A 26,410-nucleotide genomic window follows, 5' to 3' on the forward strand; every position below is an offset into this window, starting at 1 on the left:
TCTATTCTGTTGGAACGTGTTTTGAAATATAAGCATCTGAAGCTTTGTTCCAACTGTTTGTTACTGAATTTATGGTTTTAACGTAATTTTCATTCTCTTTATTGAAATCGTTGATTTTAATATTAATCTCTTTTACCATTTTATTGTAATTGTCGATTTCTTCATTGGTTCGGTCTTTTGCCGATTTTCGTTCAAGAGAAGTTTTAATATCTTCAAATTTAGAGTTGAAAGTATAAAAGTCAATCATTTTAGAAGCATAGTCCGTTGCGATCTGTTGAAATGTTTCCATTGATTTTTTGGTCTCATTTGCTAAAGATCTATCACTTTTTACAGGTTCAAAAGTATCTATTTTAACTAAACCTTCTTCTGAATATTGTTGTAGGGCATTCGCATTTTGCTGAATAGCGGCCAAATCTTTAGTTTTAATAGCATTATCTAAAAGAATAGTGGTGTAGTTACATTTGAAAAAGATCAGGTACATATTACTCTGATATTTAAAAACTTCACTAGAGATTTTCATCTTCTTTTCAATCTCTGAATTTTCAGCTGATTCAATTAGGTTAATTTTGTATTTTGTTGCAAATCTTTTTTGAGATTCATCTAATTTTTCACGTTCGGCATCAATTTTATCATTGACCAACTCACGAGTAGTAATGTAGGCCTCCATGAAATCATAAGATTGTTCTGCTACTTCTTGTAAATCTACAATTTTTGCATATTCTTCATTAATCATTAGTTCAGAAAATGCTAAATATTGGATAACATCATCTCTGAATTCCATATCACCATTAAAACCATTGCTGTTTTTTTCTAAGTTAGCCTTAGCGGTTTGAATGGTTTTAACCAAATTTTTTCTTACATTGTCAATACGTTTTGCACTTTTTGAGTGAGCTACAGTTTTAGTGTATTTCCACATATCTTTAGAAATAGGCTTTTCAATTTTGCCCACATAATCTAGATATTCTCCGGCATTTTTAAATTCTTGTGCAGTAGCAAATTGAACAATACAAATTGCAGAGACAAACCATAAATTTGCTTTCATGTTATTAAGGGTTAAGTTCTGTTACTATTTTTGCAGATTCCATAAGGTCGTAATCATGCTTTAATTTTTCCATTCTTTTGTTTGAAACCTCATTTAAAACAGCATCAAACTTTAATTTTTCCTGATCGTTTGTTGTAGGGGTAATAGTAGAAATATAGATTTTTTGAGTAACGCTTTGTAGGGAATCAAAAGCAGCATCATGTTGATGAACATATTTAAAAACACCATCGATAGTTAGTGTTATTTTTTCTGTTTTTTTTACCTCAAATAAGGTGTTAAAATATTTTTTGTAGTTATTTACAGTTCTGAAATACTCACTGTTGTTAACTCGGTTTTGACTGTTGTTTACAGCTGATTTAAAATTGGTAATCAAAGTCTGATAACGTAAATTGCTGGTAATCTCGTCATTTGGAAATGCGTTGTCAAGTTTTTCTTCTCTGGTATTAAAGGTGTCAAAAATATCAGGAATTGTAACATCAGGCTGTAAACCTGAATTTTGATTACTTTTTCCGGTAACTCTATAAAATTTTTCAGTTGTAATTTTAACAAAATCGGTTGTGGGCGAATTTTCGTCAATAGGAAAAATTTGTTGCATGGTGGCTTTGCCAAAAGTATTGCTGCCAACAATAATAGCTCTGTTGTAATCTTGCATGGCATTGGCAAAAAATTCGCTTCCGGAAGCTGAACTCCCGTTGACTAAAATGACCATTGATCCTGCGTAAAAGGTACCTCTGTTTACATCTCGTAAAATAACATTTTTTGCATTTTTTTGCGTCATAACGGCAACCGGACCAATGTCAATAAACATTCCGCTAAGTTTTATAGCTTCGTTAATATCGCCACCGCCATTATTTTTTAAATCAAGAATCAAACCGTCAATTCGATCTTTTTTTAAATTAATTAATTCAATAGCAACATCATTAGTCATCGAATTATTCCCGTTTTCATCAGTATAAAAGCTGGGAATATTAAGGTAACCGATTTTCTTCCCTCCGAAATCTAAAACGTAGCTATAACATTTGTTTTCTATTGATTTTACATTTTTTTTGACCAATTCTACTTCATAAGTATTGCCACTTTTCTTTTCAAAAGTAAAATTCAATTTTTGGTATTCATTAGATTGAAGGTAATTTTGAATTTTGTCATAAGTAGAACAGTTAGCAAAAACTTCATTCTCTTGACCTGATTTTACTTTTACCAATTTATCAAGTTTTTCAATGGAACTATTTTCAAAAGCAGAACTCCCCGGAATAATTTCAGTAACATAAAATTCGTTACTGTTATTGATGGCAAAGTGCAAACCAAAAGTAGCATTGTTCTCACTTACTCCGTTTAAGAACGTGGTTTTGTCATTTTGCGATAAATAAACCGTATGCGGATCAAAATATTGAGTAAAAGCTTTTAAAAACAGATCTTCTAATTCGGTAGCAAAAGTCTTAGGTGTCGCTTTTTTGTATTCGCTTAAACAATAATATTCGTCAAAAGTTTGTTTTTTATACTGTTTTTGAAGAGAATTAAAGTTTAAAACAATGGAATCTTTATTTTTAGTAGTTTTTGCAATTTCATAAAGAATATCAAAAATGATTTTCTTTTTTAAAAGATTTTTTATTTCAGTTTCTGTTTTCAAATACTCCATTTTTTTATTTGAAAACTCAATAGTTTGTGTAGTGTTAATACTGGAAAGTTCTTTTTCAATAGATTTGATCATTTTGATTTTTCGTGTAATACCTTTTTGTAAAACACGTTCAAAATCTTGGATGAAACGACAATTTCCTTCTAAGATATAATCATCAATTTTAAATTTGTGCTGACTTAAACTATTGAATTCGCTTTCAGTCAAAATAAACCTCGGAGCGTCAAATTTTTCAATTAAGGTATTAAAAACATAAACCGATAAACTGTCGTCTATCGGTTTAGGCTGATAATGTTGCGTTTGAATCAAATTTTGAATAGCCGTAACTTTTTTGCAGAAATTTTCCTGTGTAAAACCCAAAAGAGACTGTAAAAAAAGACTAGCTATTAAAATTCTTCTCATTTATTTTTTATAAAACGGTAATTTAACCACTTTTGCTTTAATATCCTTATTTCTGATTCGAATAAAAATTTCTGAATCTACAGTTGATAAAGCTGTCGGAACATAACCAAGACCAATAGCTTTTCCTAAAGACGGCGATTGTGTACCTGAAGTTACTTTACCAATAACTGTACCATTAGCGTCAACAATTTCGTAATCGTGGCGAGGAATTCCTCTTTCTACCAATTCAAATCCGACTAATTTTTTAGCAACTCCTTCTTCTTTTTGTTTTTTCAAGTTTTCAGAATTTGTAAATTCTTTATCAAATTTAGTGATCCATCCTAAACCTGCTTCTAGTGGAGAAGTTGTGTCATCAATGTCATTTCCGTATAAACAGAATCCCATTTCCAAACGTAACGTATCACGCGCAGCTAAACCAATTGGTTTAATTCCAAAAGCTGCGCCAGCTTCAAAAACTTTGTTCCAAATTTCTTCAGCATCTTCGTTTTTGAAATAAATTTCGAATCCGCCTGAACCCGTATATCCTGTAGCCGAAACAATTACATCACTTTTTCCCGCAAATTCGCCTATTTGGAACGTATAATAGCCCATATTAGCTAAATCGATTGAAGTTAGACTTTGCATGGCTTCAGCCGCTTTTGGTCCTTGAATAGCTAATAATGAATAGTCGTCAGAAGCATTTGTCATGTCAACACCTAAATCATTGTGTTTAGAAATCCAATTCCAGTCTTTTTCAATGTTGGATGCATTTACCACCAACATATAGTGATTGTCTGCAATTTTGTACACGATTAAATCGTCAACAATTCCGCCTTCAGCATTGGGTAAACATGAATATTGTGCTTTTCCGTCAACCAATTTAGAGGCGTCGTTTGACGTTACTTTTTGAATTAATGCCAAAGCATTTTCTCCTTTTAAAAAGAATTCTCCCATGTGCGAAACATCAAAAACACCTACGCCATTTCGAACGATTTCGTGTTCAGCATTGACACCTTCGTATTGTACCGGCATATTAAAACCTGCGAAAGGAACCATTTTAGCGCCTAATTTTTCATGAACATGAGTTAAAGCTGTACTTTTCATTTAGTAGTTCGTTTAATTTTAAGTCGCTAAAGTATTCTTTTTATCCAAGGTGTACAAGTTTATGAAATACAAAGTTTTTAGTGTTTTCTATTGCGTTATTTGTAAATTAAAGCCAGACTTTCCTTTAGTTCTTCGTAATTCTTAATAACGATTGATTTTTTCTCTTTTTCAATAATAGCTGAAATATCATCGGGTAATGGTAATTTTTTTCCAATAACTTGCTCTACAGCATCTTTGAATTTGATAGGGTGTGCCGTTTCCAAAAAAACTTTTACGCTATTTGGAATCGTTGCTTTTTGCGTTCCTAAATAACCAACAGCACCGTGCGGATCGGCTACATATTCATATTTAGAATACAGTTCTTGTAGTGCTTTTTTGGTTTGTAAATCGTTATACGAATAAGACGAGAACACCGATTTTAATTCCGGAACGTTTTGATGAAATAATTCCAAAATACGAACAAAATTACTCGGATTACTCACATCCATAGCATTTGATAATGTGGCAATCGTTTGCGACGGTAAATATTCTTCGGTTTCTAAAAAGCGTGGAACCGTATTATTGGCATTGGTTGCCGCTATAAATTGACTAATTGGCAATCCCATTTTGTAAGCCAATAAACCGGCGCAAATGTTTCCAAAATTTCCACTCGGACATGAAATAACTACTTTTTGCTGTAGCTTTTTCAGTTTTTTATAAGCTACAAAATAGTAAATCATTTGAGGTAACCAGCGCGCCACATTAATAGAATTAGCAGAAGTTAGATTGTATTTTTGTAATGAACTATCCAAAAATGCTTTTTTAACCATAGCTTGACAAGTGTCGAAAGTATCGGTTACTTCCAAAGCAAAAATATTGCCGCCCAAAGTTGTCAATTGTTTTTCCTGAATATCACTTACGCGTTTAGAAGGGTAGAGGATTACCACTTTTACGCCTTTTACATTTAAAAAACCATTGGCAACTGCACCACCGGTATCACCGGAAGTAGCGACTAAAACGGTTACATTTTCGTTAGAATTTCGATTGAAATAACCCAAGCAACGCGACATGAATCGGGCGCCAACATCTTTAAAAGCTAATGTTGGTCCGTGGAAAAGTTCTAGCGAATACAAATCTTCCGTTATTTTGACTACCGGAAAATCGAAAGTCAAGGTTTCGTTGATGATTTCTTTTAAAGCGTATTCCGGAATTTCGTTGCCAATGAAAGGTTGTAAAACGGCATAAGCAATTTCGGTATCCGAAAGATTCTCGATATTGTTGAAAAAGCTTTGTGGTAATTGCGGAATTTCTTCCGGAAAATACAAACCTTTATCAGGCGCTAATCCATGTATTACTGCGTCTTTAAAACGAACTTTTATATTGTGATTATTGGTACTGAAATATTTCATTTTTAAATTTACAAATTATATAATTACTACACCAGTGTTATTTACTTTAGAACAATGAACATCATAAGAAGTATAAAATTCTTTTCCTAGTTCATTAAATGTACTTTTTACTTTTTCTGCTACTTGATTTCCTTTGCATAAAGCGAAAATTGAAGGGCCTGATCCTGAAATTCCGGAATTCAAAGCACCGTTTTTTAAAGCACTTTGTTTCAATTCTTCAAAGTGAGGAATCAAATTTTTACGAGCCGGTTCTACAATGACATCAACCACAGAACGACCGATTAATTCATAATCTTCGGTGTACAATCCTGCCACTAATCCGGCGACATTTCCCCATTGCGTAATGGCACTTTTCAACGGAACTTCTTTCGGTAAAACCGCTCTGGCTTCCGAAGTTTTGACTTCAATATGCGGATGAATAACCACAACATACAATTCGCTCGGACTTTCGATATTGATTAAATCTAAAGGTTCGTATCCTCTGATTAACGAGAATCCGCCTAAAAGAGCAGGAGCCACGTTATCGGCATGTAAGGAACCACTGGCAATGGCTTCGCCAATCATACTAAAAGGAACCAATTCTTTTTTAGTCAATGGATTATCGGCTAAAACGTTAATACCGTAAACCGCTCCGGCAGCACTTGCGGCGCTACTTCCAATACCACTTCCGACCTTTATTTTCTTGTGAATTTCAATTTCAAAACCATAATCGAGTTGTAGATGATCGACTAAAGCTTGAGCGGCTACGCCAGCCACATTTTTTGAAGTTTCATAAGGTAAATCGGCTCCGGTAATTTGAGTAATGGTAATTCCGGGCGATTCTTTTTTACGGAAAATCATTTCGTCGCCAATGCCTTCTAAACACAGTCCGATGATATCGAAACCACAAGAAAGATTAGCAACTGTTGCGGGACAAAATATTTTTACTTCGTTCATAATCAATTTTTTAAAAGTTCCCTACACGTATTACATCTGCAAAAATTCCCGAAGCAGTGACATCGGCACCGGCACCGGCACCTTTAATGAGCAAGGGTTGTTCTTTGTAGCGATCGGTGTAGAATAATACAATATTGTCTTTTCCGTCTAAATGATAAAACGGATGGTCTTTAGCGATGAATTGTAAACCAACAGATGCCTTTCCGTTGTCAAATTGGGCTACATATTTTAAGCGACATTCTTTAGTTTGTGCTTCTTTCAGCAATGTGTTAAAATGTGCTTTATGAGTTTCTAAACTCGTTAAAAAGTCGGGTACAGAAGTCGTATCCAAACATTCTTTGGGTAAAAAACTTTCGTTAGCAATATCACTCATTTCATAAGCATAGCCACTTTCTCTAATAAGAATTAAAAGCTTACGCATAACATCAACACCGCTTAAATCAATCTTAGGATCGGGTTCTGTATAACCTTCAATTTGAGCTTGTTTTACCACATCAATAAAAGTATCACTTGTATTGAAATTATTGAAAATAAAGTTCAAACTTCCAGATAAAACCGCTTGAATTTTATGAATTCTATCACCGCTAGCAATGCAATTTTTTAGCGTATCAATAATTGGTAAACCAGCTCCAACATTCGTCTCGTATAAAAAAGGAACTTTGTATTGTCGTACCAAATCTTTCAGTTCTCTGTAATTTTCTAGCGGAGACGAACAAGCAATTTTATTACAAGTGACTACTGCAATACTATTTTTTAGGCAAGTATTGTACCAAGTAGAAACATCAGCATCCGCTGTATTGTCAACGAAAATGCTGTTACGTACGTTGATTTCTTTGATCTTGGAAGTGAATTCGGCTAACGATGCTTTTTTACCGTTTTCTAAAGTTTCTTTCCAGTTTTTTAAATCGATTCCTTCTTTGTCGAAATGCATTTTTCGGCTGTTGGATAATCCTAAAATACGAACCGAAATATTCAGATTTTGTTTCAAAAATTCTTGTTGGTTTGCAATTTGCTCAATGAATTTACTTCCTACGTTTCCTGTTCCCACCACAAATAAATTCAATTGTTTGGTTACGGTTTCAAAGAAAACTTCATGCAACGCGTTTAATGCTTTTACCACATCTTTTGAATTGATTACAGCCGAAATATTACGTTCGGAAGCTCCTTGTGCAATGGCGCGAACATTAACGTTATTTCTACCTAAAGTGCTGAACATTTTTCCACTTAATCCTTGGTGGTTTTTCATTTGATCACCCACAAGCGCAATAATACTTAAGTCTTTTTCTAATTGGCACGCATTCAATTGTCCTTGAGTAATTTCTTTGTGAAATACTTCGTCAATATATTTTTTGGCTTTTTCTGACTGATTTTCTAAAATTCCGATACAAATCGAATGTTCGGATGACGCCTGAGTGATGAAAACAACATTGATGTTGTGCAACGATAAGGTTTCAAAAAGCTTTTTAGCTATGCCGGAAACACCAACCATTCCACCGCCTTCAAGCGTTAGTAAAGCGATTTTATCAATATTACTAATTCCTTTTACCGATTGTTGTGGCGTTGTATTTTGATTGGAAATCAAAGTCCCATGTTCTTTAGGAGTAAAGGTGTTTTTTATCCAAATAGGGATTTGTTTTTTAAGGGCCGGTTGAATTGTTGGCGGATATAATACTTTGGCACCAAAATGCGATAATTCCATAGCTTCTTGGTACGAAATAGAAGCGATAGGTTGCGCTTGTTTCACAATTTTTGGGTTAGCAGCGTACATTCCGCTGACATCAGTCCAAATTTCAAGAGAATCGGCTGAAACGCCATTAGCTACGATAGCGGCTGTATAATCAGAACCTCCGCGCCCTAAAGTAGTAGTGCTGCCATTTCGAGAACTAGCAATAAATCCCGGTAAGACAAATAGCGATTTCTCAGAATTTTGAAAATAATCTTCAATATGTTGATAGGTTTCCGGATAAAAAACATTGGCATTACCAAAATTTTCATCGGTTACAATTAAAGAACGACTATCTACAAATGGATTTTCAATATCAAATTTTTGAGCAAAAAAGCTGGAAATGATAGTAGAAGACAATAATTCTCCAAAACCAATGATGACATCGTAAATTTTAGGTTGTACATCACCTAAAAGAAAGCAACCTTCTAACAATGTTTCTAGATGTTTGAAATGCTTATGAATTACTTTTTGAAGTTTTTCGTCATGTACCAAGTCAAGTTCTTGAATAACAGTATCATGTTGTTCTTTTAAATTAGAGAACTTGATTTTGTATTCTTTATTTTTATCAGAAACTAAGTGTGTTAACAGAACCAATTGGTCGGTTACACCACTACAAGCCGAAACAACTACGACTGTTTTCTGTAAATCTTTTTTTTGCTGAACGATTTCGGCAACGAGTTTTATATTTTGAGCATTGGCTACAGATGTGCCACCAAATTTTAGTACTAACATAATGGAATAAATAAATTACAGGAATTTTTCTTGCTAAAAAATAGCAATACAGGCTGTGGATGATATGTAAAAATTAAACCCCTAATGGGGTAGTAGTTGTAACTGTAATCGTTACAATAGTCGAAATGCCGCAAGAAGAAATAATCTGCGGAATGGAAATAAAGTTATATTTCGACTGGTTTTGAATCATATAGCAAATTTAATAAAATTTATTAAAATGAAACTTCTGATGTTATTTTTATGGATATTTTAATAAATGAATGAAAAAAAATAAGTAAAATTTCAAATTGAATTATTTAAGTGTTAATTTTTGTTGATGTTCTAATAAATGTCGATGGAATATTTGCTTTTTACCGCTTGTTTGTAGAATTTTGAACTTTAAAATTTTAGAATGGAAACAATTCATTATATAAGTTCAGATTTATTGTCGATTGATAAGATCAATGAGATTATTTCTTATGATTTGAAGTTGGAACTTTCTGAAGAAGCTATAGTAAACATTGAAAAGTGCAGAGCTTACTTAGATCAGAAAATGAAAGATAATGCGATACCGATTTATGGTATCAATACCGGGTTTGGCTCGTTATGTAATGTGAAGATATCCGGAGAAAATTTATCTCAGCTACAAAATAACTTAGTTAAATCGCATGCTTGCGGAACTGGAGCAGAAGTTTCTCAAGAGATTGTGAAAATCATGTTGCTGTTGAAAATACAGTCGTTGAGTTATGGACATTCAGGTGTACAATTAGCTACTGTTCAGCGTTTAATAGAATTTTTTAATAACAATGTTTTACCTGTAGTTTATGAACAAGGTTCGCTTGGTGCATCGGGTGATTTAGCACCTTTAGCGCATTTATCGTTACCTTTAATCGGAGAAGGAGAAGTTTATTTCGACGGATTCAGACAGCCAACTAAAAAAGTTTTAGCAAAAATGGGTTGGGAATCCATTCATTTGGAATCTAAAGAAGGCTTGGCTTTGTTAAACGGAACGCAGTTTATGAGTGCTTATGGTGTTTATTGCTTGATTAAAGCGAATAAAATTAGTTATTTGGCTGATGTTATCGGTGCTATTTCTTTAGAGGCGTTTGACGGAAGAATTGAACCTTTTAATGAGTTGATTCATTTGGTTCGGCCACATAAAGGACAAGTTCAAACTGCTGAAAGAATGCGCGAATTGTTAGAAGATAGCGAAATTATTGATCAGCCTAAAAAACACGTACAAGATCCGTATTCATTCCGTTGTATTCCGCAGGTTCACGGAGCAAGTAAAGACGCTATTGAATATGCTAAAAAAACGTTTCGAACTGAAATTAATTCGGTAACCGATAATCCCAATATTTTTGCGGCAGAAGATCTTATTATCTCAGGAGGAAACTTTCATGGACAACCTTTGGCTTTAGCTTTGGACTTTCTTGGAATTGCTTTGGCAGAATTAGGAAATATTTCGGAAAGAAGAACCTATCAACTAATTTCTGGTTTACGCGATTTGCCTGCATTTTTGGTAAACGATCCGGGATTAAATTCAGGATTCATGATTCCGCAATATACTGCGGCTAGTATTGTGAGTCAAAACAAACAATTGGCAACACCGGCAAGTATTGATAGTATTGTGTCGAGTAATGGTCAGGAAGATCACGTGAGTATGGGAGCCAATGCAGCGACTAAAGCGTTGCGTATTGTTGAAAATGTAGAACGAATTTTAGCTATTGAATTGTTGAATGCTTCTCAAGCAATTGAATTCAGACGACCGTTGCAATCTAGTGAGTTTATAGAATCGTTTTTGAAGTCTTATAGAAAAGAAGTGTCTTTTGTAGACGAAGATCGAATTTTACATTACGACATTGAAAAATCGGTTGCTTTTTTACAAAGTTTACAACTCGATGAAAATTTATAAATTTAAAAAGCTCCAAATATTTGGAGCTTTTTTTAAAAAAAGAAAGTTTGTTTTGGGGTATTGGTATTATTATTCGGCTAAGCCAATTTGTTTCATGAATGCTTGATTATCCCAAAAAAGATATTCTTCATACATTACTCCTTTATCATTCCAAAGCCCAACAGTACACATCGGTAATTTGAATGCTTTTCCGGTAGGTTGAATAAATTTACCGTTTCCAATTGGCATGGGTTCTGTAAATGTTCCTAAAAGTTCACCCACAACAGCTGTCATGTTACCTGAGCCTAATTTTATAGGGTGTTGTTCGATGCGAGTATCAGGAGCAAAGACAAACATGGGGTCTAATTCTTTAACGTGATCTTCAATACCTACAGTTGTATGACCATCAGGATAATGAACTAAAATGTCTTCCGAATGACTTTCGTGTAACCTTTTCCATTCTTGTGTAGAATACACCACAAAATCAAGAGTGTCAAAAGTTTTTAAATTTTTGGCAATTTCTTCATTTTCTTTTGTGAATTTTTCCAACTGCGAATTCAAATTTTGAATTTCCGCTTGATATTTTTCTTCGATTTGTTTGTTGTCTGAACAACTTACCATGCTGACAGCTGTAACAAGTATTGCTACAAACTGTAATTTAATTGATTTTAACGTTTTCATTTTATTTAATTGTTATGTTACTTTATTTTTAAATACATGACAAAGTTCTGACTTATAACAATTAAAAAAATTGAAGTAGTTTAAGAAATTATTTTTGAATTGATTTTCTTCTTAAAATGCTAATGAATTCCGCTGTAATGCCTAAGTAACTAGCTATGTTTTTTAAAGAAACGCGTTGTAGAATATCAGGATGATTTCGAATAAGATTAAAATAGCGTTGTTCGGCAGTTAATGTGAAATGCTCAGCGATTCTTTTTTGTTGAGAGATCATGGCATTGCGATACAAATTACTGGTGTACTTAATAAAAGAAGGAATTTCTTCCGATAATTTATCCCAATTGTGTTTAGAAATGGCTAAAATGGTTAAATCTTCTAAGGCTTGATAGTTATAAGTAGCATTAGTTCCATGAACGAAACTTTCCATGTCACCAAACCAGTAGTTCTGAAAACCAAATTCAATATTATGCTCTTTTCCGTTAAAGTCGACGATATAACCTCTGATGCATCCGTTAAGAATAAAATATTGGTATAATTCTTTATCTCCGGCTTTTAAGATATGTTCTTTCTTTTTAAAAATTTTCTTTTCCGTTTGATTCAGAATCTGATTAATTTCATCTTCAGTAAAGTCACTGTATCTTAAAAGATGGTTTTTCATTAAAAACGTATTATTTTAAAATGCAAATAGAGCGAATATAGCAAGTAATGCAGGTACTGTTTGAATAAAGAATATCTTTTTGGAAGCCGAATAAGCTCCGTAAATCCCTGCAACAGCAATACAGCCTAGAAAAAACAAGGCAACATTTTTACTCCAAACAGGATGAGAGATAATCAGTGACCAAAATAAACCAGCTGCTAAAAAACCATTGTATAATCCTTGATTAGCAGCCATAGCTTTGGTTGGTGGAAATAATTCCTTTGGAAAACTTCTAAAAACTTTTGGTCCTCGTGTTGTCCACAAAAACATTTCTAAAACTAAAATGTAGATGTGGAGCAGGGCAATGCATCCGATTAAAATTTTTGTGAAGATTTCCATAATATTTATTTTAAATTTTTGATAATACTAATGATAAGAACAACTAAAGCCGCAGCTTCGGTTAGCATTCCGGCTGTAAGCATTATACTGGCACCGGGCCAATGCATGATTTTAAATAAGGCGCCAATAATGGTGATTACCATACCAATAAGAAGTAAAACCAATGGAATTCCATATTCTTTCTTCATTTTATTTCCATTTAAAGTTTTTCTCAATAGCTTTTATCATTTCGCCTGCAATATCTTTTTGTGTAGCACCTTCAATTCCTTCTAATCCCGGAGATGAATTTACTTCTAACAATAAAGGTCCTTTGGTTGAACGAATAATATCGACACCGGCCACTTTTAAATTCATCGCTTTTGCAGCTCTAACAGCTATTTTCTTTTCTTCAGGAGTTACTTTTACTACAGAAGCCGTTCCGCCCATGTGAATATTTGCTCTAAACTCGCCCGGAGCAGCTTCACGTTGCATAGCAGCGACTACTTTTCCGTCAACGACAAATAAACGCAAATCTTTTCCGTTAGCTTCTTTTATGAATTCTTGAACTAATATATTGGCATTTAGGCTTTTAAATGCATTGATTACTGATTCGGCAGCTTTTTTGGTTTCTGCTAAAACGACTCCTTTTCCTTGTGTTCCTTCTAATAATTTTACAATTAAAGGTGATCCGCCAACCATTTTTATCAAATCATCAGTATCTAAAGGAGAATTTGCAAATCCGGTTGTCGGAATGTCAACTCCGTTGTTTAAAAGCAACTGAAGCGAAAATAATTTATCTCTTGATTGTGTGATTGCAGAGGCACTATTGAGAACAAAAACTTTCAAAGCTTCAAATTGGCGTGTTAGTGCACAGCCATAATAGGTCATGCTAGGTCGAATTCTAGGGATAATAGCGTCAAAATCGTTGAGAACTTTTCCTCCTCGGTAATGAATTTCGGGAGTTTCAGCATCTAATTTCATGTAACAATATTTGATGTTTAAGAAGTGCATTTCGTGACCTCTTAATTCGCCTGCTTCTATGATTCGTTTGTTACTATACAACTCAGGATTACTGGCAAGAACTCCAATTTTAAGTCCTTTTTTAGTTACCATATCGGTATAGTAATATTCTTTTAATTTTTCATTGGTAGGTTGTCCTAAAAGGTATTTTTGTTCAGGATCAACTAAAATCCTTCCGGACATGGCTTCGCGACCTAAAAGCATTCGATAACCCATAGAATCTCTATTGGTTAAAGTAACTTCTATTTCCCAACGTTTTCCGCCAATTTCTAATGGAGTGCTGATTACATAACGCTTTTCTCTAAATCCGCTTGAGCTTTTTACGACTCTTTGGTCTACCAAAGGAGCTTCACAATGAATAACAGTTTTAGCGTTGTTTTGAATAGGATTAATATCAAATTTCACCCATTCTTCATTGTCTTTTTGAAAAGTTCGGATGTTAATAGCGTGCAGAGCAGATGTTTTAGCTCCCGAGTCAACACGAGCTTTAATTGTGGGAATTCCTAAAGTAGGGAAAGAGCACCATTCTTCGCTACCTACAATAACTTTATCTAACATGTAAAAGGATTAAAATAGATTCTAAAATACTACTTTTTTTTGATTTTAAAAGAGTTTGTATAAAAAAAGAAACCTGCTTATTCAGCAGGTTTTTCTTTTTTCTGTATTGAAATATTTAATTCATTCGTGGTTTCGTCCAGATCCATAAAAATCTCGTCGCCCTCGTGAATTTTTGAAGTTATAATTTCTTCAGCCAGTGTGTCTTCTACATATTTTTGAATGGCTCTTTTTAAAGGTCGTGCACCAAATTGCTTATCGAAACCTTTATCAGCAATAAAATCTTTCGCTTTTTCAGAAAGTTTTAAGTCGTAACCCAAATCTTTAATTCTAGCGTATAATTTTGCCATTTCGATATCGATGATTTTATCAATGTCTTCTTTTTCAAGAGAATTAAATACAATAACATCATCAATACGGTTTAAAAACTCAGGAGCAAATGCTTTTTTAAGTGCATTTTCAATAATTCCTTTCGAATGTTCATCAGCTTGTGACGTTTTGGCAGAAGTTCCGAAACCAACACCTTGTCCGAAATCTTTCAATTGTCTGGCACCAACGTTAGAAGTCATGATGATAATCGTGTTTCTAAAGTCAATTTTTCGTCCTAAACTATCGGTTAAATGACCATCGTCTAATACTTGAAGCATCATGTTGAAAACATCCGGATGTGCTTTTTCAATTTCGTCTAAAAGAACAACAGAATAGGGTTTTCTACGAACTTTTTCGGTCAATTGCCCTCCTTCTTCGTAGCCAACATATCCCGGAGGTGCTCCAACTAATCTGGAAATTGCAAATTTTTCCATGTATTCGCTCATGTCAATTCGAATCAAAGCATCTTCCGAATCAAAAAGTTCTTTGGCTAATACTTTGGCTAATTGAGTTTTACCAACCCCGGTAGAACCAAGAAAAATAAAAGAGCCGATCGGTTTACTAGGATCTTTCAAACCAGCACGATTACGTTGAATGGCTTTGGCAATTTTTTCAACTGCATTGTCTTGACCAATAACTTTTCCTTTGATTAATTCGGGAAGTTTAGCCAATTTATTGCTTTCCGTTTGTGCAATTCTATTAACCGGAATTCCAGTCATCATTGAAACCACATCGGCAACATTATCTTCTGTTACAATTACTTTATTGTTTTTAGAATCTTCTTCCCATTTTTCTTGGGCAATAGCCAATTCTTTTTCAATTTTTTTCTCGTCGTCGCGCAACTTAGCGGCTTCCTCGTATTTTTGTTTTTTAACAACGCTGTTTTTGTTTTCGCGTACTTCTTCTAATTGGCGTTCCAATTCTAAAATTTGTTTAGGAACGTCAATATTAGTAATATGAACACGAGAGCCCGCTTCATCTAAAGCATCAATAGCTTTGTCCGGAAGGAAACGATCCGTCATGTATCTATTAGTCAACTTAACACAAGCTTCAATAGCTTCCGGTGTGTAAATAACATTGTGATGGTCTTCATATTTTGCTTTGATATTGTTCAAAATGGTAATTGTTTCATCTACAGTTGTAGGTTCGATAATTACTTTTTGAAAACGTCTTTCTAAAGCACCATCTTTCTCAATATATTGACGGTATTCATCTAAAGTTGTAGCACCGACACATTGGATTTCACCTCTTGCTAAAGCTGGTTTAAACATATTAGAAGCATCTAAAGAACCGGTAGCACCACCAGCACCTACAATAGTGTGGATTTCATCAATGAAAAGGATAATATCGTCATTTTTCTCCAATTCATTCATGACAGCTTTCATACGTTCTTCAAACTGACCTCTGTATTTGGTTCCGGCAACTAAGCTAGCTAAATCCAAAGTTACCACGCGTTTGTTGAATAGAATACGAGAAACTTTTTTCTTTACAATTCGCAATGCCAAGCCTTCAGCAATAGCTGATTTACCAACGCCGGGTTCACCTATAAGTAGAGGATTGTTTTTCTTTCTTCTACTTAAAATTTGAGATACGCGCTCAATTTCTTTCTCTCTACCTACTACAGGATCTAATTTTCCTTCTTCGGCAAGTTCTGTTAGGTCGCGACCAAAGTTATCTAAAACCGGAGTTTTAGATTTCTTATTGGTTTTACTTCCGGATGAAGGCGAGTTGAAGCTTTCGCCTCTTGCAGATAAATCATCGTTTTCGGCATCGTCATTAAAAGACTCGGCTTTAGGAAGATTTTCTATAAAATCGTTTTCGTTTGTTAACATAGCCGTATATTGTTCTTTAACAGTTTCGTAATCAATTTTTAACTTGTTTAGAAGCTTGGTTGTTGGGTCATTTTCATTACGTAGAATACAAAGCAACAAATGGGCAGTACTAATCATAGAACTGTTGTATAGTTTAGCTTCTAAGAAAGTTGTTTTTAAAGCTCTTTCTGCTTGTCTTGTCAAATGCAGATTTTTTTTGTCATTATTGGGGAGACCTGAAGAATTGGCAGGACTCAATATTTCAACTTTTCGTCTCAAATGATCAAAATCTACCGCAAGACTATTTAAGATGGTCATAGCTTTTCCTTGACCTTCTCGTAGTAATCCCAGCATAAGATGTTCTGTGCCAATGAAATCGTGCCCTAGGCGCAAAGCTTCCTCTTTACTGAATGAGATTACATCTTTTACTCTTGGTGAAAAATTATCGTCCATAACATTATAAATCTATTGGTAAATATACTAAGATATAGGGAAAATAACAAAAAATGTGCCTTTAATGCTATTGTATGACTAAATGACAAAAAAATATTGAGATATTAAAAACAAATGGTATTTAGTTATTATCAATTTTATGTTATGATTGTTAATAAATCGTGTAAATTAATATGTTAAAAAGGCTTCTAAAATGAGAAAAAAGCGTATATTGGCACGTTTAAGAATTAATGATAAATTTTATATAAATACGTATGTCTGAAGGAGAAAAGTTAATACCTATTAACATAGAAGACGAAATGAAGTCTGCATACATTGATTATTCAATGTCTGTAATTGTTTCGAGAGCGCTTCCTGATGTTAGAGATGGATTAAAACCTGTACACCGTAGAGTATTATTTGGAATGCACGAATTAGGAATTCGTTCTAATAGTGCTTATAAAAAATCAGCCAGAATTGTAGGAGAGGTTTTGGGTAAATATCACCCACACGGAGATTCTTCGGTTTATGACGCTATGGTGCGTATGGCACAAGAGTGGAGTTTACGTTATTTAATGGTTGACGGACAAGGTAACTTTGGTTCGGTAGATGGTGATAGTCCGGCGGCTATGCGTTATACTGAGGCCAGAATGAAAAAGATATCGGAAGAAATGTTGGCTGATATCGAAAAAGAAACGGTTGATTTTCAATTGAATTTTGATGATTCCTTAGAAGAACCAAAAGTATTGCCTACAAGAGTACCTAACTTATTGATTAATGGTGCTTCAGGTATTGCAGTTGGTATGGCAACTAATATGCCTCCTCACAACTTGTCTGAGGTTATCGACGGAACATTAGCTTATATAGATAACAACGACATTGAAATAGATGAATTGATGCACCATATTAAAGCACCTGATTTTCCAACGGGTGGTATTATTTATGGTTACGAAGGCGTTAGAGAAGCTTTCAAAACAGGTAGAGGCCGTGTAGTAATGCGTGCCAAAGCTAATTTTGAAGAATCTAACGGTAGAGAAGCAATTGTTGTTACTGAAATTCCGTACCAAGTTAACAAGGCTGAAATGATCAAAAAAACGGCTGATTTAGTTAACGATAAGAAAATTGAAGGAATTTCGACTATTCGTGACGAATCGGATAGAACAGGTATGCGTATCGTTTACGAATTAAAACGTGATGCTGTTCCTAATGTTGTCATGAATACTTTGTTTAAGTATACACAATTACAGTCTTCATTTAGTGTAAACAACATTGCATTGGTAAACGGAAGACCGCAATTACTGAATCTAAAAGATTTGATTCATTATTTTGTGGAACACCGTCATGATGTTGTAGTTCGTAGAGCACAATTTGATTTGCGTAAAGCAGAAGAAAGAGCTCACATTTTAGAAGGTTTAATCATTGCTTCTGACAATATTGACGAAGTAATTGCTTTAATTCGTTCTTCAAAAGATGGAGAAGAAGCACGTAACAAATTAATCGAGCGCTTCAAATTATCTGAAATTCAAGCGAGAGCTATTGTCGAAATGCGTCTACGTCAATTAACAGGACTAGAGCAAGATAAACTTCGTGCGGAATATGAAGAAGTGATGAAATTAATTGCTTACTTAAAAGAATTACTTGCCAATAAAGAAATGCGTATGCAAGTGATTAAAGATGAGCTTATTGAAATTAAAGATAAATATGGTGACGAAAGACGTTCGGTAATTGAATACGCTGGTGGCGATGTAAGTATTGAAGATTTAATTGCTGACGAACAAGTTGTAATAACAATTTCTCACGCGGGTTACATTAAACGTACATCTTTATCGGAATACAAAACACAAAATAGAGGAGGGGTTGGACAAAAAGGTTCTGCAACAAGAGATCAAGATTTCTTAGAACATTTATTTGTGGCAACCAATCACCAATATTTATTGTTCTTTACGCAAAAAGGAAAATGTTTCTGGATGCGTGTGTTTGAAATTCCGGAAGGAACTAAAGCTAGTAAAGGTAGGGCGATTCAAAACTTAATCAACATTGAAAGTGATGATAAGGTGAAAGCTTACATCTGTACTCAGGACTTGAAAGACGAAGAATATATTAACAATCACTTCGTAATTATGGCAACCAAAAAAGGTATTGTGAAAAAGACTCCTTTAGAGCAATACTCAAGACCGCGTCAAAATGGTATCAATGCTATTACGGTTCGTGAGGATGATGAATTATTAGAAGCAAAATTAACTACCGGAAACAGTCAAGTATTGATAGCTGTTAAATCAGGTAAATTAGTTCGATTCGAAGAAGAAAAAACACGTCCAATGGGTCGTACAGCATCGGGTGTTAGAGGTATTACCTTGGCAGACGAAGCTACTGATGAAGTAATCGGAATGGTTTCTATTGATAAAGACAATGTAAACGAAACGCAACTTCTTGTTGTTACTGAAAACGGATACGGAAAACGTACTAAATTAGTAGATGATGACGGAGAAGATGTTTACCGTATTACCAACAGAGGTGGTAAAGGAGTTAAAACCTTGAACATCACTGATAAAACAGGTAGTCTGATTTCTATTAATGCTGTTACGGATGAAGATGATTTAATGATTATCAACAAATCAGGTTTAACGATTAGAATGCGTATTGATGATTTACGTGTTATGGGTAGAGCAACACAAGGAGTTCGTTTAATTAATATTAAAGGAAGCGATTCAATTGCAGCAGTAACCAAAGTTTTACGTGAAGAAGAATCAGAAGACTTACCGGAAGGTGAAGTAGATACTGATACTACAAATGAAACTCAAGAATAATAATGATAAGCCCAATTTAAAATTGGGCTTCCTTTTTTAAACCAATAAAATTTTAAATACTGTAAACTAATTATGAAAAGATTAATTTTAGCTACGACTTTTTTTTGCTCGGTAGCTACTTTTGCACAAAAGGAAGAATTAAAAACGTTAAAAAAGATCTACGGAAAAGAAATTATTTCAGATAAAGATTTAGATGCTTATAAAACTGCTTTAACTTCGTTAGAATCATTAGCTAAAGAGGAAAATGATTTAGTTTATGCTAAGTTTTACAAGACTATGTATCCTACTTTAGAACTTTATTCTAAAGGAGAGAAGGCAACACTTCAAGATCAAACTAAATTATATAATCCGCAGTTTATTACGGAATATGGAAAAGTTATTGATGAAACAATAGCTTATGAGGCAAAAACGGGTAAAAAAGTGTATACAGATGATCTAGTTGAGGAAAAACAATCATTTAAAAATCAATTGAGTACTATAGCTAATACAGCTTATAATAACAAAAAATATAAAGAGGCCTCTTCTTTTTTTTATGGATTATATCTTTTTGATCCAAAAAATGAAGGTAATTCTTTAGAAAATGCAGCTATTACTGCTGTTCAAGGGGAAGATTATGCAAAAGCAGAGAAATTGTATGAAGAGTTTTTAAATAGTGATTATTTAAAAAATGGAATTGTATACTATGCAACAAATAAAGCTTCAGGACAAGAAGAAACAATGCCTAATAGAGATACAAGAGTTAAAATGATAGCTATGGGTACGCATGAAAAGCCGAGAGATGAAAAAGTTTCAAATAAATTACCTGATACTTATAAAATGTTAGCTTCTTTGGCTGATCATAATAAAAATACTGCTAAAGTAAAAGAATATTATACTAAAGCAATAGAGTTAAATCCTACTGATGCTGAGTTAAAAACTTCGGCAGCTCGAGTTTATTTTAATGAAGCTTATGAATTGTTAAAAGATGATCAAACTTTAGTAGACGAAATCAATAACAATAGAGCTAATAAAGCAAAATATGATGAATTAATGGAAAAACGCAAAGCAGTTTTTGCTAAAACGGTTCCATTGTTTGAAAAAGCATACGGTTTAAATGCTGCTGATGCAAATACAAAGGCTCTTTTGAAAATGGCTTACGAAGTAACAGGTCAAAAAGAAAAAGCAGAGAAAGTTAAATAAGAAGTAGAATATATTTCTAAAAAGAAAGCTCAATTTATTAAATTGAGCTTTCTTTTTTTTATCTGCTAAATATTAATTCCATTTATAACGAATACTCAACGCGATATCTGGACCGAAATTATCATTGTAGTCGGCATAATCTCCTCCTAAATAAAATTCAGGTCTGAAATCTAATGCCAATTGTAAAGGAACATCAAAATTGTATTCGATACCAATATCACCTGCAACGAGTAAAAATGCTCCACTGTCTTTATTGTTATTGTATTTCCAACTCCAAGAACCTATTCCGGCTCCGGCTCCGGCATACCAATTAAAACCTCCTTCAATATTCCAAACCCATTGGTACAAACCTACTAATTTGAAAGCATTAACGTGGTTACTATTTCTCCAACCTAAGTCAAATTCTAAACGGTTTTCAGAGCTTAATCCTCTTTGATAAGATATTTCTCCACCAAAACCGTCATTGTCACCTAAACGTAAACCTAAAGCATTCTTAGAAATCTCCTGAGCTTGTGCGCTAAAAGCTAAACCTACTAGCATAAATGCGCTTAATAATAGTTTTTTCATATTTCTCTATTTTTAATTCTGTACAAATTTATAGTAATCGCTTGAATTAAGAATTATAAAATTTCTCTAAAAGTTTATAGAATTCTAATTAACATGATAGGTGTCTAGAGCTTCCTCTTGATGTTGAGTAATAGATTGAGGTAACCCCAAAGAAGTAGCAGCTGTAGAATCTATAGTAGCATTAATATCTGTTGTTATACTAACAGCTCCTATACCATCGGCAAAAATAATTTCAGCAACCATAACATTTTGGCTACTAGGATTTAAAATAGGTATTGGAGTTCCTAAAATAGATACAGAGACAGAAGCAGTTAAAACCACTTTGGTACTTTTAAGGTTTTGATAGGTTATTCCATTTAAAGTTAATGAAGTATAGTCATTTCCAGCTAAGGTTTTTAAAGTATAATCCATGGTAACTGGAAATCCATTATAATCTTGTGTAATTGTTCCTGTTTTACTAGACAATTCTGTTTCTGCTGAAACATTATTATTTAAAATAGTAAAATCAGTAACAGATAAGTCCACTCCAATAGGTAAACTTTGACCCGCTAAAAAGCTTAAACTACCACTCAATAATAATTTATTATCGGAAAAGCGTAATCCGTTATTTTTTAAGCTTGATGAATAAAAACCTGTAGGAACAATTTCTGTTTCTAACTTTTTATAAGTAATAGAATTGATGATAGTATCGTGATCGATATAAATAGAATCACGACTAGTTGTTCCATCTGTATCAATGTCATAATTCCAATAGTTTCCATCAGTTAAAGGAAATGTAACACTAACAGTACTTGGATTTTCGTTGGAGTCGTCATTGTCATCAGAACATGATATAAAACCAATAGTCAGTAAAGCAAATAAATAATGTTTTAGCCTCATAAGATATTTTTATGGCTAATATACTTATTTATTTTTATGAAAAATAATATTCGCAATCAATTGTTGATTGAGTTCAATGTCACTTTCTGAGAGGTCATTGTCTTCCTCTTCTTGACTATCCGTTGATTTATGGGTATACAATTTCCACTTCTTACGATGGTATTCTAAGGCTGTTAAATTCTCAATCCAATCTCCGGAATTTAAGTATAAAGTAGATCCTTTGTTATTTGATTTTCGAATAATCTTAGGCTCGTGAATATGACCACAAACTACATAATCATATTGATTGTCAATAGCTATTTCTGTAGCAGTTGTTTCGAAATCAGATATAAATTTCACTGCTTTTTTTACACTTCCTTTAATTTTTTTAGATAATGAATAAGGTTCTTTACCTATTTTATGTAAACACCAATTAATGAAACGATTCACTAAAATGAGGTAATCGTAACCTAATCCTCCTAATTTAGCTATCCATTTAGCGGTATGAACAGAACTATCAAAAACATCACCATGAAAAAACCAAGCTTTTTTACCGTGAAGTTCTAATACTACTTTGTTAACTAATGAAAAATTGCCTAAATGAGTATCGCAAAATTTTCGCAGCATTTCATCGTGATTTCCTGTAATATAATACACTTGAGTTCCTTTGCCGGAAAAACTAATTAACTTTTTTACAACTTTTAAATGACTTTTAGGAAAATAAGATTTTCTAAATTGCCAGATATCGATAATGTCTCCGTTTAAGATCAGAATCTTAGGTTTAATAGAATTCAAATATTCTAGTAATTCTGTAGCATGGCAGCCAAATGTTCCTAAATGAACATCTGAGATAACGACTAATTCTACACTTCTCTTTTTCAAAATTATCAGTTTAAACAAAGAAAAGAATCGTATTTAAACTTAAATTAAAGTATAAGTTATCAAACAGTTAGCTATGAAATCTTTTTGTTAAGATAATATTTATGGTAAGAAGCCATTATTCCTTACCTTTGAAGAAATTCAATTTTGGAAATTTTATGGCAGGAAATACATTTGGAAGACTATTCAGAGTTACCACTTTTGGGGAATCACACGGAGAAGCTTTAGGAGGAATTATTGACGGTTGTCCGGCAGGATTAGTATTGGATTTTGAGGCTATACGAACAGAAATGCAAAGAAGAAAGCCAGGTCAGTCTGCCATTGTTACTCAAAGAAAAGAAGAAGATGAAGTTCAATTTCTTTCGGGTATTTTTGAAGGAAAAACTACTGGAACATCAATAGGCTTTATTGTTCAGAATACGAATCAGAAGTCACATGATTATTCTCATATAAAAGATACGTATAGACCTAGTCATGCCGATTATGTGTATGAAAAAAAATATGGAATTCGCGATTATAGAGGTGGCGGACGAAGTTCTGCACGTGAAACGGTGAGCAGAGTAGTTGCCGGTGCTATTGCTAAACAAATTATTCCAGACATCAAGATTACAGCTTTTGTATCTTCTGTGGGTGAAATTTTTATTGATAAACCCTATCAAGATTTAGATTTTTCCAAAATAGAGAGTAATCCGGTACGTTGCCCTGATGAGAATGCTGCATCGAAAATGGAAGCATACATCAAAGAAATTAAAAAACAAGGCGATACGGTTGGAGGAACCATTACCTGTGTGATTCAGAATGTACCTATTGGTTTGGGCGAGCCGGTTTTTGACAAACTTCATGCTGATTTGGGAAAAGCGATGCTTTCAATTAATGCAGTAAAAGGGTTTGAATATGGAAGCGGATTTTGCGGAGCCAAAATGAAAGGTAGTGACCATAATGATTCCTTCAACCCAGACGGAACTACAAAAACAAATCTTTCGGGAGGAATACAAGGAGGCATAAGTAACGGAATGGATATTTACTTTAGAGTCGCTTTTAAACCTGTGGCAACTTTATTGCAAAAACAAGAAGTTCTAACAAATACGGGAGAAATAATTGAACAACAAGGTAAAGGAAGACACGATCCTTGTGTAGTTCCTAGAGCTGTTCCTATTGTGGAAGCTATGGCGGCAATGGTTCTGGTGGATTCGTTTTTATTTAGAAAAATGAATGAATAATCTTAGTTAATTTTTTATGCTTTCATTCGATAATCTTTCATTTAAGATAGAATGAAGAAAAACAGACTTATAATTATTAGTTATAAATGATTTGAGTTGAAAATGAAGGAATTAGGTTTATTTCATGAAAAAGTGATAAAAAAAACACATATATCAAGATATGTTTTAATTATTTGTTCTTTTTTTATAAAAAGTAATAATTAATTGTAAAAAATGTTATACTTTAGTAAGTCTAACATTAAATTTTATTTTCATGAAAAAAAATTTACTATCACTCTTATTAATTATTGTAAGTATTTTATCGGCTGAGGCTCAAGGAAGTTGTTCTACAGCTGCTACTGCTATAGTAGGATTGAATACAGTAGGAACAGTTAACGGAACCTTGTTAGATGGATGTGGAAACACATGGTTTTCAACTTATGCAAATTGGTTTGTATACAACTCAACTATTTCAGGAATAGTTACTGTTACTTCTGATTTATCGCAAAATGATGGTTCTGTTTATAGTGATGATACCTATCTCAATGTCTATAGTGGAAGTTGCGGAGCTTTAACCTGTATTGGCTATAATGATGATACAGCTGATAATTATCTTTCAACACTTACTTTTACTGTAGAACCTGGAGTATCATATTATATAGAATGGGCTGACGAATGGGATGATACAGGATTTCAGTTTGAATTAACAGCAACAGCTGTAACTTGTCCGAGCACAATAACACCTCCTTATACCGAAGATTTTTCTGACGATGCACAAATATATGTTTGTTGGGATCTTATAGATGATGACGGAGACGGTTATGGATGGTTCGTTTCTGATTATGATTTAGATTTAGATGGAAATCCGGATGGGAATCCTTGTTTAGCATCTGCATCTTATGATAATGATACTTTTTCAGCGTTAACACCAGATAACTGGATTATTTCTTTACCGGTAGATTTGACCTCTTTTGATAGTTCTTATGATATAGCGTTAGAGTGGTTAGCCAGAGGAATTGATGAAAATTATCCTGATGAAAATTATTCCGTATATGTAGCTGCAGGAAATACACAAACAGATTTCTTAAGTTCTCCTGCTTCTTTTACAGAAATTATAGGACAAACCGGTGGTGCCGGAGAAGTTTTCGTTTCAAGAAGTTTAGACATTTCTCAATATGCAGGTCAAACCGTTTATTTTGCATTTAGACATTATGATGTTACAGATCAGTATCAATTAAACATTGATGACGTTACTGTGACTACAACTCTTTCCTCTAAACAATTTAACTTAGGTGATTTTACATATTCTTATGACAGAAATTATAAAGCACTAACTATTTTCTCTTCAGATGCTAATATTAGCGGAGTTGAAATTTATACTATTGTAGGACAAAAAGTATTTGGTGAAACCAATATGAACACCCAAACGAAAGAAATTGATATGAGCCATGTAACAGACGGGGTTTATATAGTAAATGTTTTTGACGCAAATAATGGCTTCAAAAGCTTTAAATTAATTAAAAGATAATTTTTTTAAACTGAAAATAATAAAAAACGACCAATCTTTATTGGTCGTTTTTCTTTTTATCAGAGTTCATCATCATCATTACAGCACCGACTAATCCTAAGATAACCAGCGCAAAAACCACAATCATAATAAACGCTCCGTTATTAAAATTGAATAAAGGTAAGAATAGACTTTTCATAAATCGATAAGGTTAGAAATTTATCAAAAGTATAGCTTTAATCATACTTAAAAAATGACAAATATCAGTTCAACTATAAGAATTTAGCTTTGAGTTCCGGAGTAGGAATCATGCAAGCTTCTTTTTTACCATACCATTTATAGCGATTTTTAGCGATATAGTCATAAACCGAATTTTTAATTCCATCAGGAATAAACATAAAACCATAAAGAATAGAATGCCAACTTTTGAGTTCTTTAGCAATTCGTAAAGCAGCTTCCGCTTTGTAATAATAAGCGATTCCCGGTTCATATAGAATAATAGAATCGGTTTTAGAAGTGTCAATTCCTAAGTATTTTATGATTTCTTGTCCCAATTCTGATTGAATGGCTACAAATCGAAAAATATCTTTAGCATCATGCTTTATGATAAATTGCACCGAAGCATCACATAAATTGCAAACGCCATCAAACAGTATTATTTTTTTATCTTTTGGTAATGATTCCATAGTTTCAAATTAACAAATAATCATAAGAGCAGA

22 protein-coding genes are annotated in these 26,410 nt (G+C 33.5%); 5 read left to right on the top strand and 17 right to left on the bottom strand.

Annotated features, from left to right (window positions below):
* Nucleotide 1 precedes the first annotated feature (1 nt).
* The 6 genes from ACUSJC_RS01085 to thrA all read right to left on the bottom strand — a co-directional run bounded on the left by ACUSJC_RS01085 (nt 2) and on the right by thrA (nt 8,942).
* Nucleotides 2-1,042, bottom strand: coding sequence for an LIC11966 family surface protein (locus tag ACUSJC_RS01085; RefSeq protein WP_449267702.1), 1,041 nt, complete (start codon nt 1,040-1,042; stop codon nt 2-4).
* A gap of 4 nt (nt 1,043-1,046) precedes the next feature.
* On the bottom strand, nt 1,047-3,077 hold the full coding sequence (locus ACUSJC_RS01090) for a S41 family peptidase (RefSeq protein ID WP_449267703.1): 2,031 nt from the start codon (nt 3,075-3,077) through the stop codon (nt 1,047-1,049).
* Nucleotides 3,078-4,160 carry a glycine cleavage system aminomethyltransferase GcvT gene (gcvT, locus tag ACUSJC_RS01095; protein WP_449267704.1) on the bottom strand — a complete coding sequence of 361 codons (1,083 nt, stop codon included), beginning with the start codon at nt 4,158-4,160 and terminating at the stop codon, nt 3,078-3,080.
* A gap of 95 nt (nt 4,161-4,255) precedes the next feature.
* A complete protein-coding gene (thrC, locus tag ACUSJC_RS01100) occupies nt 4,256-5,548 on the bottom strand; it encodes a threonine synthase (RefSeq protein ID WP_449267705.1) in 1,293 nt (430 codons plus the stop codon).
* A 15-nt stretch (nt 5,549-5,563) separates the two neighbouring features.
* Nucleotides 5,564-6,484 (bottom strand): homoserine kinase, encoded by a 921-nt coding sequence (locus tag ACUSJC_RS01105; RefSeq protein WP_449267706.1) that lies wholly within the window; start codon nt 6,482-6,484, stop codon nt 5,564-5,566.
* Between the two features lie 10 nt (nt 6,485-6,494).
* Nucleotides 6,495-8,942: a bifunctional aspartate kinase/homoserine dehydrogenase I gene (gene thrA, locus ACUSJC_RS01110; RefSeq protein WP_449267707.1), complete on the bottom strand. Its 2,448-nt coding sequence runs from the start codon at nt 8,940-8,942 to the stop codon at nt 6,495-6,497.
* Between the two features lie 391 nt (nt 8,943-9,333).
* Between thrA and hutH the strand changes: the two genes are divergently transcribed.
* The gene (gene hutH / locus ACUSJC_RS01115; RefSeq protein ID WP_449267708.1) at nt 9,334-10,836 is read left to right on the top strand and encodes a histidine ammonia-lyase; all 1,503 of its coding nucleotides are present in this window, start codon (nt 9,334-9,336) and stop codon (nt 10,834-10,836) included.
* A 69-nt stretch (nt 10,837-10,905) separates the two neighbouring features.
* Here the strand turns inward: hutH and ACUSJC_RS01120 are convergent, their stop codons facing one another.
* The 6 genes from ACUSJC_RS01120 to ACUSJC_RS01145 form a co-directional block, all read right to left on the bottom strand.
* Nucleotides 10,906-11,496 carry an ester cyclase gene (locus ACUSJC_RS01120; RefSeq protein ID WP_449267709.1) on the bottom strand — a complete coding sequence of 197 codons (591 nt, stop codon included), beginning with the start codon at nt 11,494-11,496 and terminating at the stop codon, nt 10,906-10,908.
* Between the two features lie 88 nt (nt 11,497-11,584).
* The gene (locus ACUSJC_RS01125; RefSeq protein WP_449267710.1) at nt 11,585-12,151 is read right to left on the bottom strand and encodes a Crp/Fnr family transcriptional regulator; all 567 of its coding nucleotides are present in this window, start codon (nt 12,149-12,151) and stop codon (nt 11,585-11,587) included.
* 15 nt (nt 12,152-12,166) lie between these two features.
* A complete protein-coding gene (locus ACUSJC_RS01130; protein ID WP_449267711.1) occupies nt 12,167-12,529 on the bottom strand; it encodes a DUF1304 domain-containing protein in 363 nt (120 codons plus the stop codon).
* A gap of 5 nt (nt 12,530-12,534) precedes the next feature.
* Nucleotides 12,535-12,717, bottom strand: a complete 183-nt coding sequence (locus tag ACUSJC_RS01135) for a GldL-related protein (RefSeq protein WP_449267712.1) — start codon at nt 12,715-12,717, stop codon at nt 12,535-12,537.
* A 1-nt stretch (nt 12,718) separates the two neighbouring features.
* Entirely contained in the window at nt 12,719-14,086 is a 1,368-nt protein-coding gene (gene rimK, locus ACUSJC_RS01140) for a 30S ribosomal protein S6--L-glutamate ligase (protein ID WP_449267713.1), read from the bottom strand.
* Nucleotides 14,087-14,163: 77 nt separating this feature from the next.
* Nucleotides 14,164-16,716, bottom strand: coding sequence for an ATP-dependent Clp protease ATP-binding subunit (locus ACUSJC_RS01145; protein ID WP_449267714.1), 2,553 nt, complete (start codon nt 16,714-16,716; stop codon nt 14,164-14,166).
* Between the two features lie 254 nt (nt 16,717-16,970).
* On the opposite strand from ACUSJC_RS01145, the gene gyrA reads away from it, so the two are divergent.
* Together gyrA and ACUSJC_RS01155 are read left to right on the top strand one after the other, a co-directional pair.
* Nucleotides 16,971-19,502, top strand: a complete 2,532-nt coding sequence (gene gyrA / locus ACUSJC_RS01150; RefSeq protein ID WP_449267715.1) for a DNA gyrase subunit A — start codon at nt 16,971-16,973, stop codon at nt 19,500-19,502.
* 72 nt (nt 19,503-19,574) lie between these two features.
* Nucleotides 19,575-20,681: a hypothetical protein gene (locus ACUSJC_RS01155; protein WP_449267716.1), complete on the top strand. Its 1,107-nt coding sequence runs from the start codon at nt 19,575-19,577 to the stop codon at nt 20,679-20,681.
* A gap of 72 nt (nt 20,682-20,753) precedes the next feature.
* Here the strand turns inward: ACUSJC_RS01155 and ACUSJC_RS01160 are convergent, their stop codons facing one another.
* The 3 genes from ACUSJC_RS01160 to ACUSJC_RS01170 form a co-directional block, all read right to left on the bottom strand.
* Nucleotides 20,754-21,248 carry a hypothetical protein gene (locus ACUSJC_RS01160; RefSeq protein ID WP_449267717.1) on the bottom strand — a complete coding sequence of 165 codons (495 nt, stop codon included), beginning with the start codon at nt 21,246-21,248 and terminating at the stop codon, nt 20,754-20,756.
* An 84-nt stretch (nt 21,249-21,332) separates the two neighbouring features.
* Complete coding sequence (locus ACUSJC_RS01165) at nt 21,333-22,127, bottom strand: hypothetical protein (protein WP_449267718.1); 795 nt, start codon at nt 22,125-22,127, stop codon at nt 21,333-21,335.
* A gap of 24 nt (nt 22,128-22,151) precedes the next feature.
* Nucleotides 22,152-22,988, bottom strand: coding sequence for a UDP-2,3-diacylglucosamine diphosphatase (locus ACUSJC_RS01170; RefSeq protein ID WP_449267719.1), 837 nt, complete (start codon nt 22,986-22,988; stop codon nt 22,152-22,154).
* A gap of 155 nt (nt 22,989-23,143) precedes the next feature.
* On the opposite strand from ACUSJC_RS01170, the gene aroC reads away from it, so the two are divergent.
* Together aroC and ACUSJC_RS01180 are read left to right on the top strand one after the other, a co-directional pair.
* Nucleotides 23,144-24,205: a chorismate synthase gene (aroC, locus tag ACUSJC_RS01175; RefSeq protein ID WP_449267815.1), complete on the top strand. Its 1,062-nt coding sequence runs from the start codon at nt 23,144-23,146 to the stop codon at nt 24,203-24,205.
* Nucleotides 24,206-24,458: 253 nt separating this feature from the next.
* The gene (locus tag ACUSJC_RS01180) at nt 24,459-25,712 is read left to right on the top strand and encodes a choice-of-anchor J domain-containing protein (RefSeq protein WP_449267720.1); all 1,254 of its coding nucleotides are present in this window, start codon (nt 24,459-24,461) and stop codon (nt 25,710-25,712) included.
* A gap of 37 nt (nt 25,713-25,749) precedes the next feature.
* Here ACUSJC_RS01180 and ACUSJC_RS01185 read toward each other — a convergent pair whose 3' ends face one another.
* Both ACUSJC_RS01185 and ACUSJC_RS01190 read right to left on the bottom strand, forming a co-directional pair.
* Nucleotides 25,750-25,890 carry a hypothetical protein gene (locus ACUSJC_RS01185; protein ID WP_449267721.1) on the bottom strand — a complete coding sequence of 47 codons (141 nt, stop codon included), beginning with the start codon at nt 25,888-25,890 and terminating at the stop codon, nt 25,750-25,752.
* Between the two features lie 73 nt (nt 25,891-25,963).
* Nucleotides 25,964-26,377, bottom strand: coding sequence for a thiol-disulfide oxidoreductase DCC family protein (locus ACUSJC_RS01190; RefSeq protein WP_449267722.1), 414 nt, complete (start codon nt 26,375-26,377; stop codon nt 25,964-25,966).
* Nucleotides 26,378-26,410 lie beyond the last annotated feature (33 nt).

The sequence above is a fragment of the Flavobacterium sp. U410 genome (genome assembly GCF_053570605.1).

Coding starts and splice junctions, on each gene's coding strand:
- ACUSJC_RS01085 (WP_449267702.1), bottom strand. CDS start 1,042: ATGAAAGCAAATTTATGGTTTGTCTCTGCAATTTGTATTGTTCAATTT.
- ACUSJC_RS01090 (WP_449267703.1), bottom strand. CDS start 3,077: ATGAGAAGAATTTTAATAGCTAGTCTTTTTTTACAGTCTCTTTTGGGT.
- gcvT (WP_449267704.1), bottom strand. CDS start 4,160: ATGAAAAGTACAGCTTTAACTCATGTTCATGAAAAATTAGGCGCTAAA.
- thrC (WP_449267705.1), bottom strand. CDS start 5,548: ATGAAATATTTCAGTACCAATAATCACAATATAAAAGTTCGTTTTAAA.
- ACUSJC_RS01105 (WP_449267706.1), bottom strand. CDS start 6,484: ATGAACGAAGTAAAAATATTTTGTCCCGCAACAGTTGCTAATCTTTCT.
- thrA (WP_449267707.1), bottom strand. CDS start 8,942: ATGTTAGTACTAAAATTTGGTGGCACATCTGTAGCCAATGCTCAAAAT.
- hutH (WP_449267708.1), top strand. CDS start 9,334: ATGGAAACAATTCATTATATAAGTTCAGATTTATTGTCGATTGATAAG.
- ACUSJC_RS01120 (WP_449267709.1), bottom strand. CDS start 11,496: ATGAAAACGTTAAAATCAATTAAATTACAGTTTGTAGCAATACTTGTT.
- ACUSJC_RS01125 (WP_449267710.1), bottom strand. CDS start 12,151: ATGAAAAACCATCTTTTAAGATACAGTGACTTTACTGAAGATGAAATT.
- ACUSJC_RS01130 (WP_449267711.1), bottom strand. CDS start 12,529: ATGGAAATCTTCACAAAAATTTTAATCGGATGCATTGCCCTGCTCCAC.
- ACUSJC_RS01135 (WP_449267712.1), bottom strand. CDS start 12,717: ATGAAGAAAGAATATGGAATTCCATTGGTTTTACTTCTTATTGGTATG.
- rimK (WP_449267713.1), bottom strand. CDS start 14,086: ATGTTAGATAAAGTTATTGTAGGTAGCGAAGAATGGTGCTCTTTCCCT.
- ACUSJC_RS01145 (WP_449267714.1), bottom strand. CDS start 16,716: ATGGACGATAATTTTTCACCAAGAGTAAAAGATGTAATCTCATTCAGT.
- gyrA (WP_449267715.1), top strand. CDS start 16,971: ATGTCTGAAGGAGAAAAGTTAATACCTATTAACATAGAAGACGAAATG.
- ACUSJC_RS01155 (WP_449267716.1), top strand. CDS start 19,575: ATGAAAAGATTAATTTTAGCTACGACTTTTTTTTGCTCGGTAGCTACT.
- ACUSJC_RS01160 (WP_449267717.1), bottom strand. CDS start 21,248: ATGAAAAAACTATTATTAAGCGCATTTATGCTAGTAGGTTTAGCTTTT.
- ACUSJC_RS01165 (WP_449267718.1), bottom strand. CDS start 22,127: ATGAGGCTAAAACATTATTTATTTGCTTTACTGACTATTGGTTTTATA.
- aroC (WP_449267815.1), top strand. CDS start 23,144: ATGGCAGGAAATACATTTGGAAGACTATTCAGAGTTACCACTTTTGGG.
- ACUSJC_RS01180 (WP_449267720.1), top strand. CDS start 24,459: ATGAAAAAAAATTTACTATCACTCTTATTAATTATTGTAAGTATTTTA.
- ACUSJC_RS01185 (WP_449267721.1), bottom strand. CDS start 25,890: ATGAAAAGTCTATTCTTACCTTTATTCAATTTTAATAACGGAGCGTTT.
- ACUSJC_RS01190 (WP_449267722.1), bottom strand. CDS start 26,377: ATGGAATCATTACCAAAAGATAAAAAAATAATACTGTTTGATGGCGTT.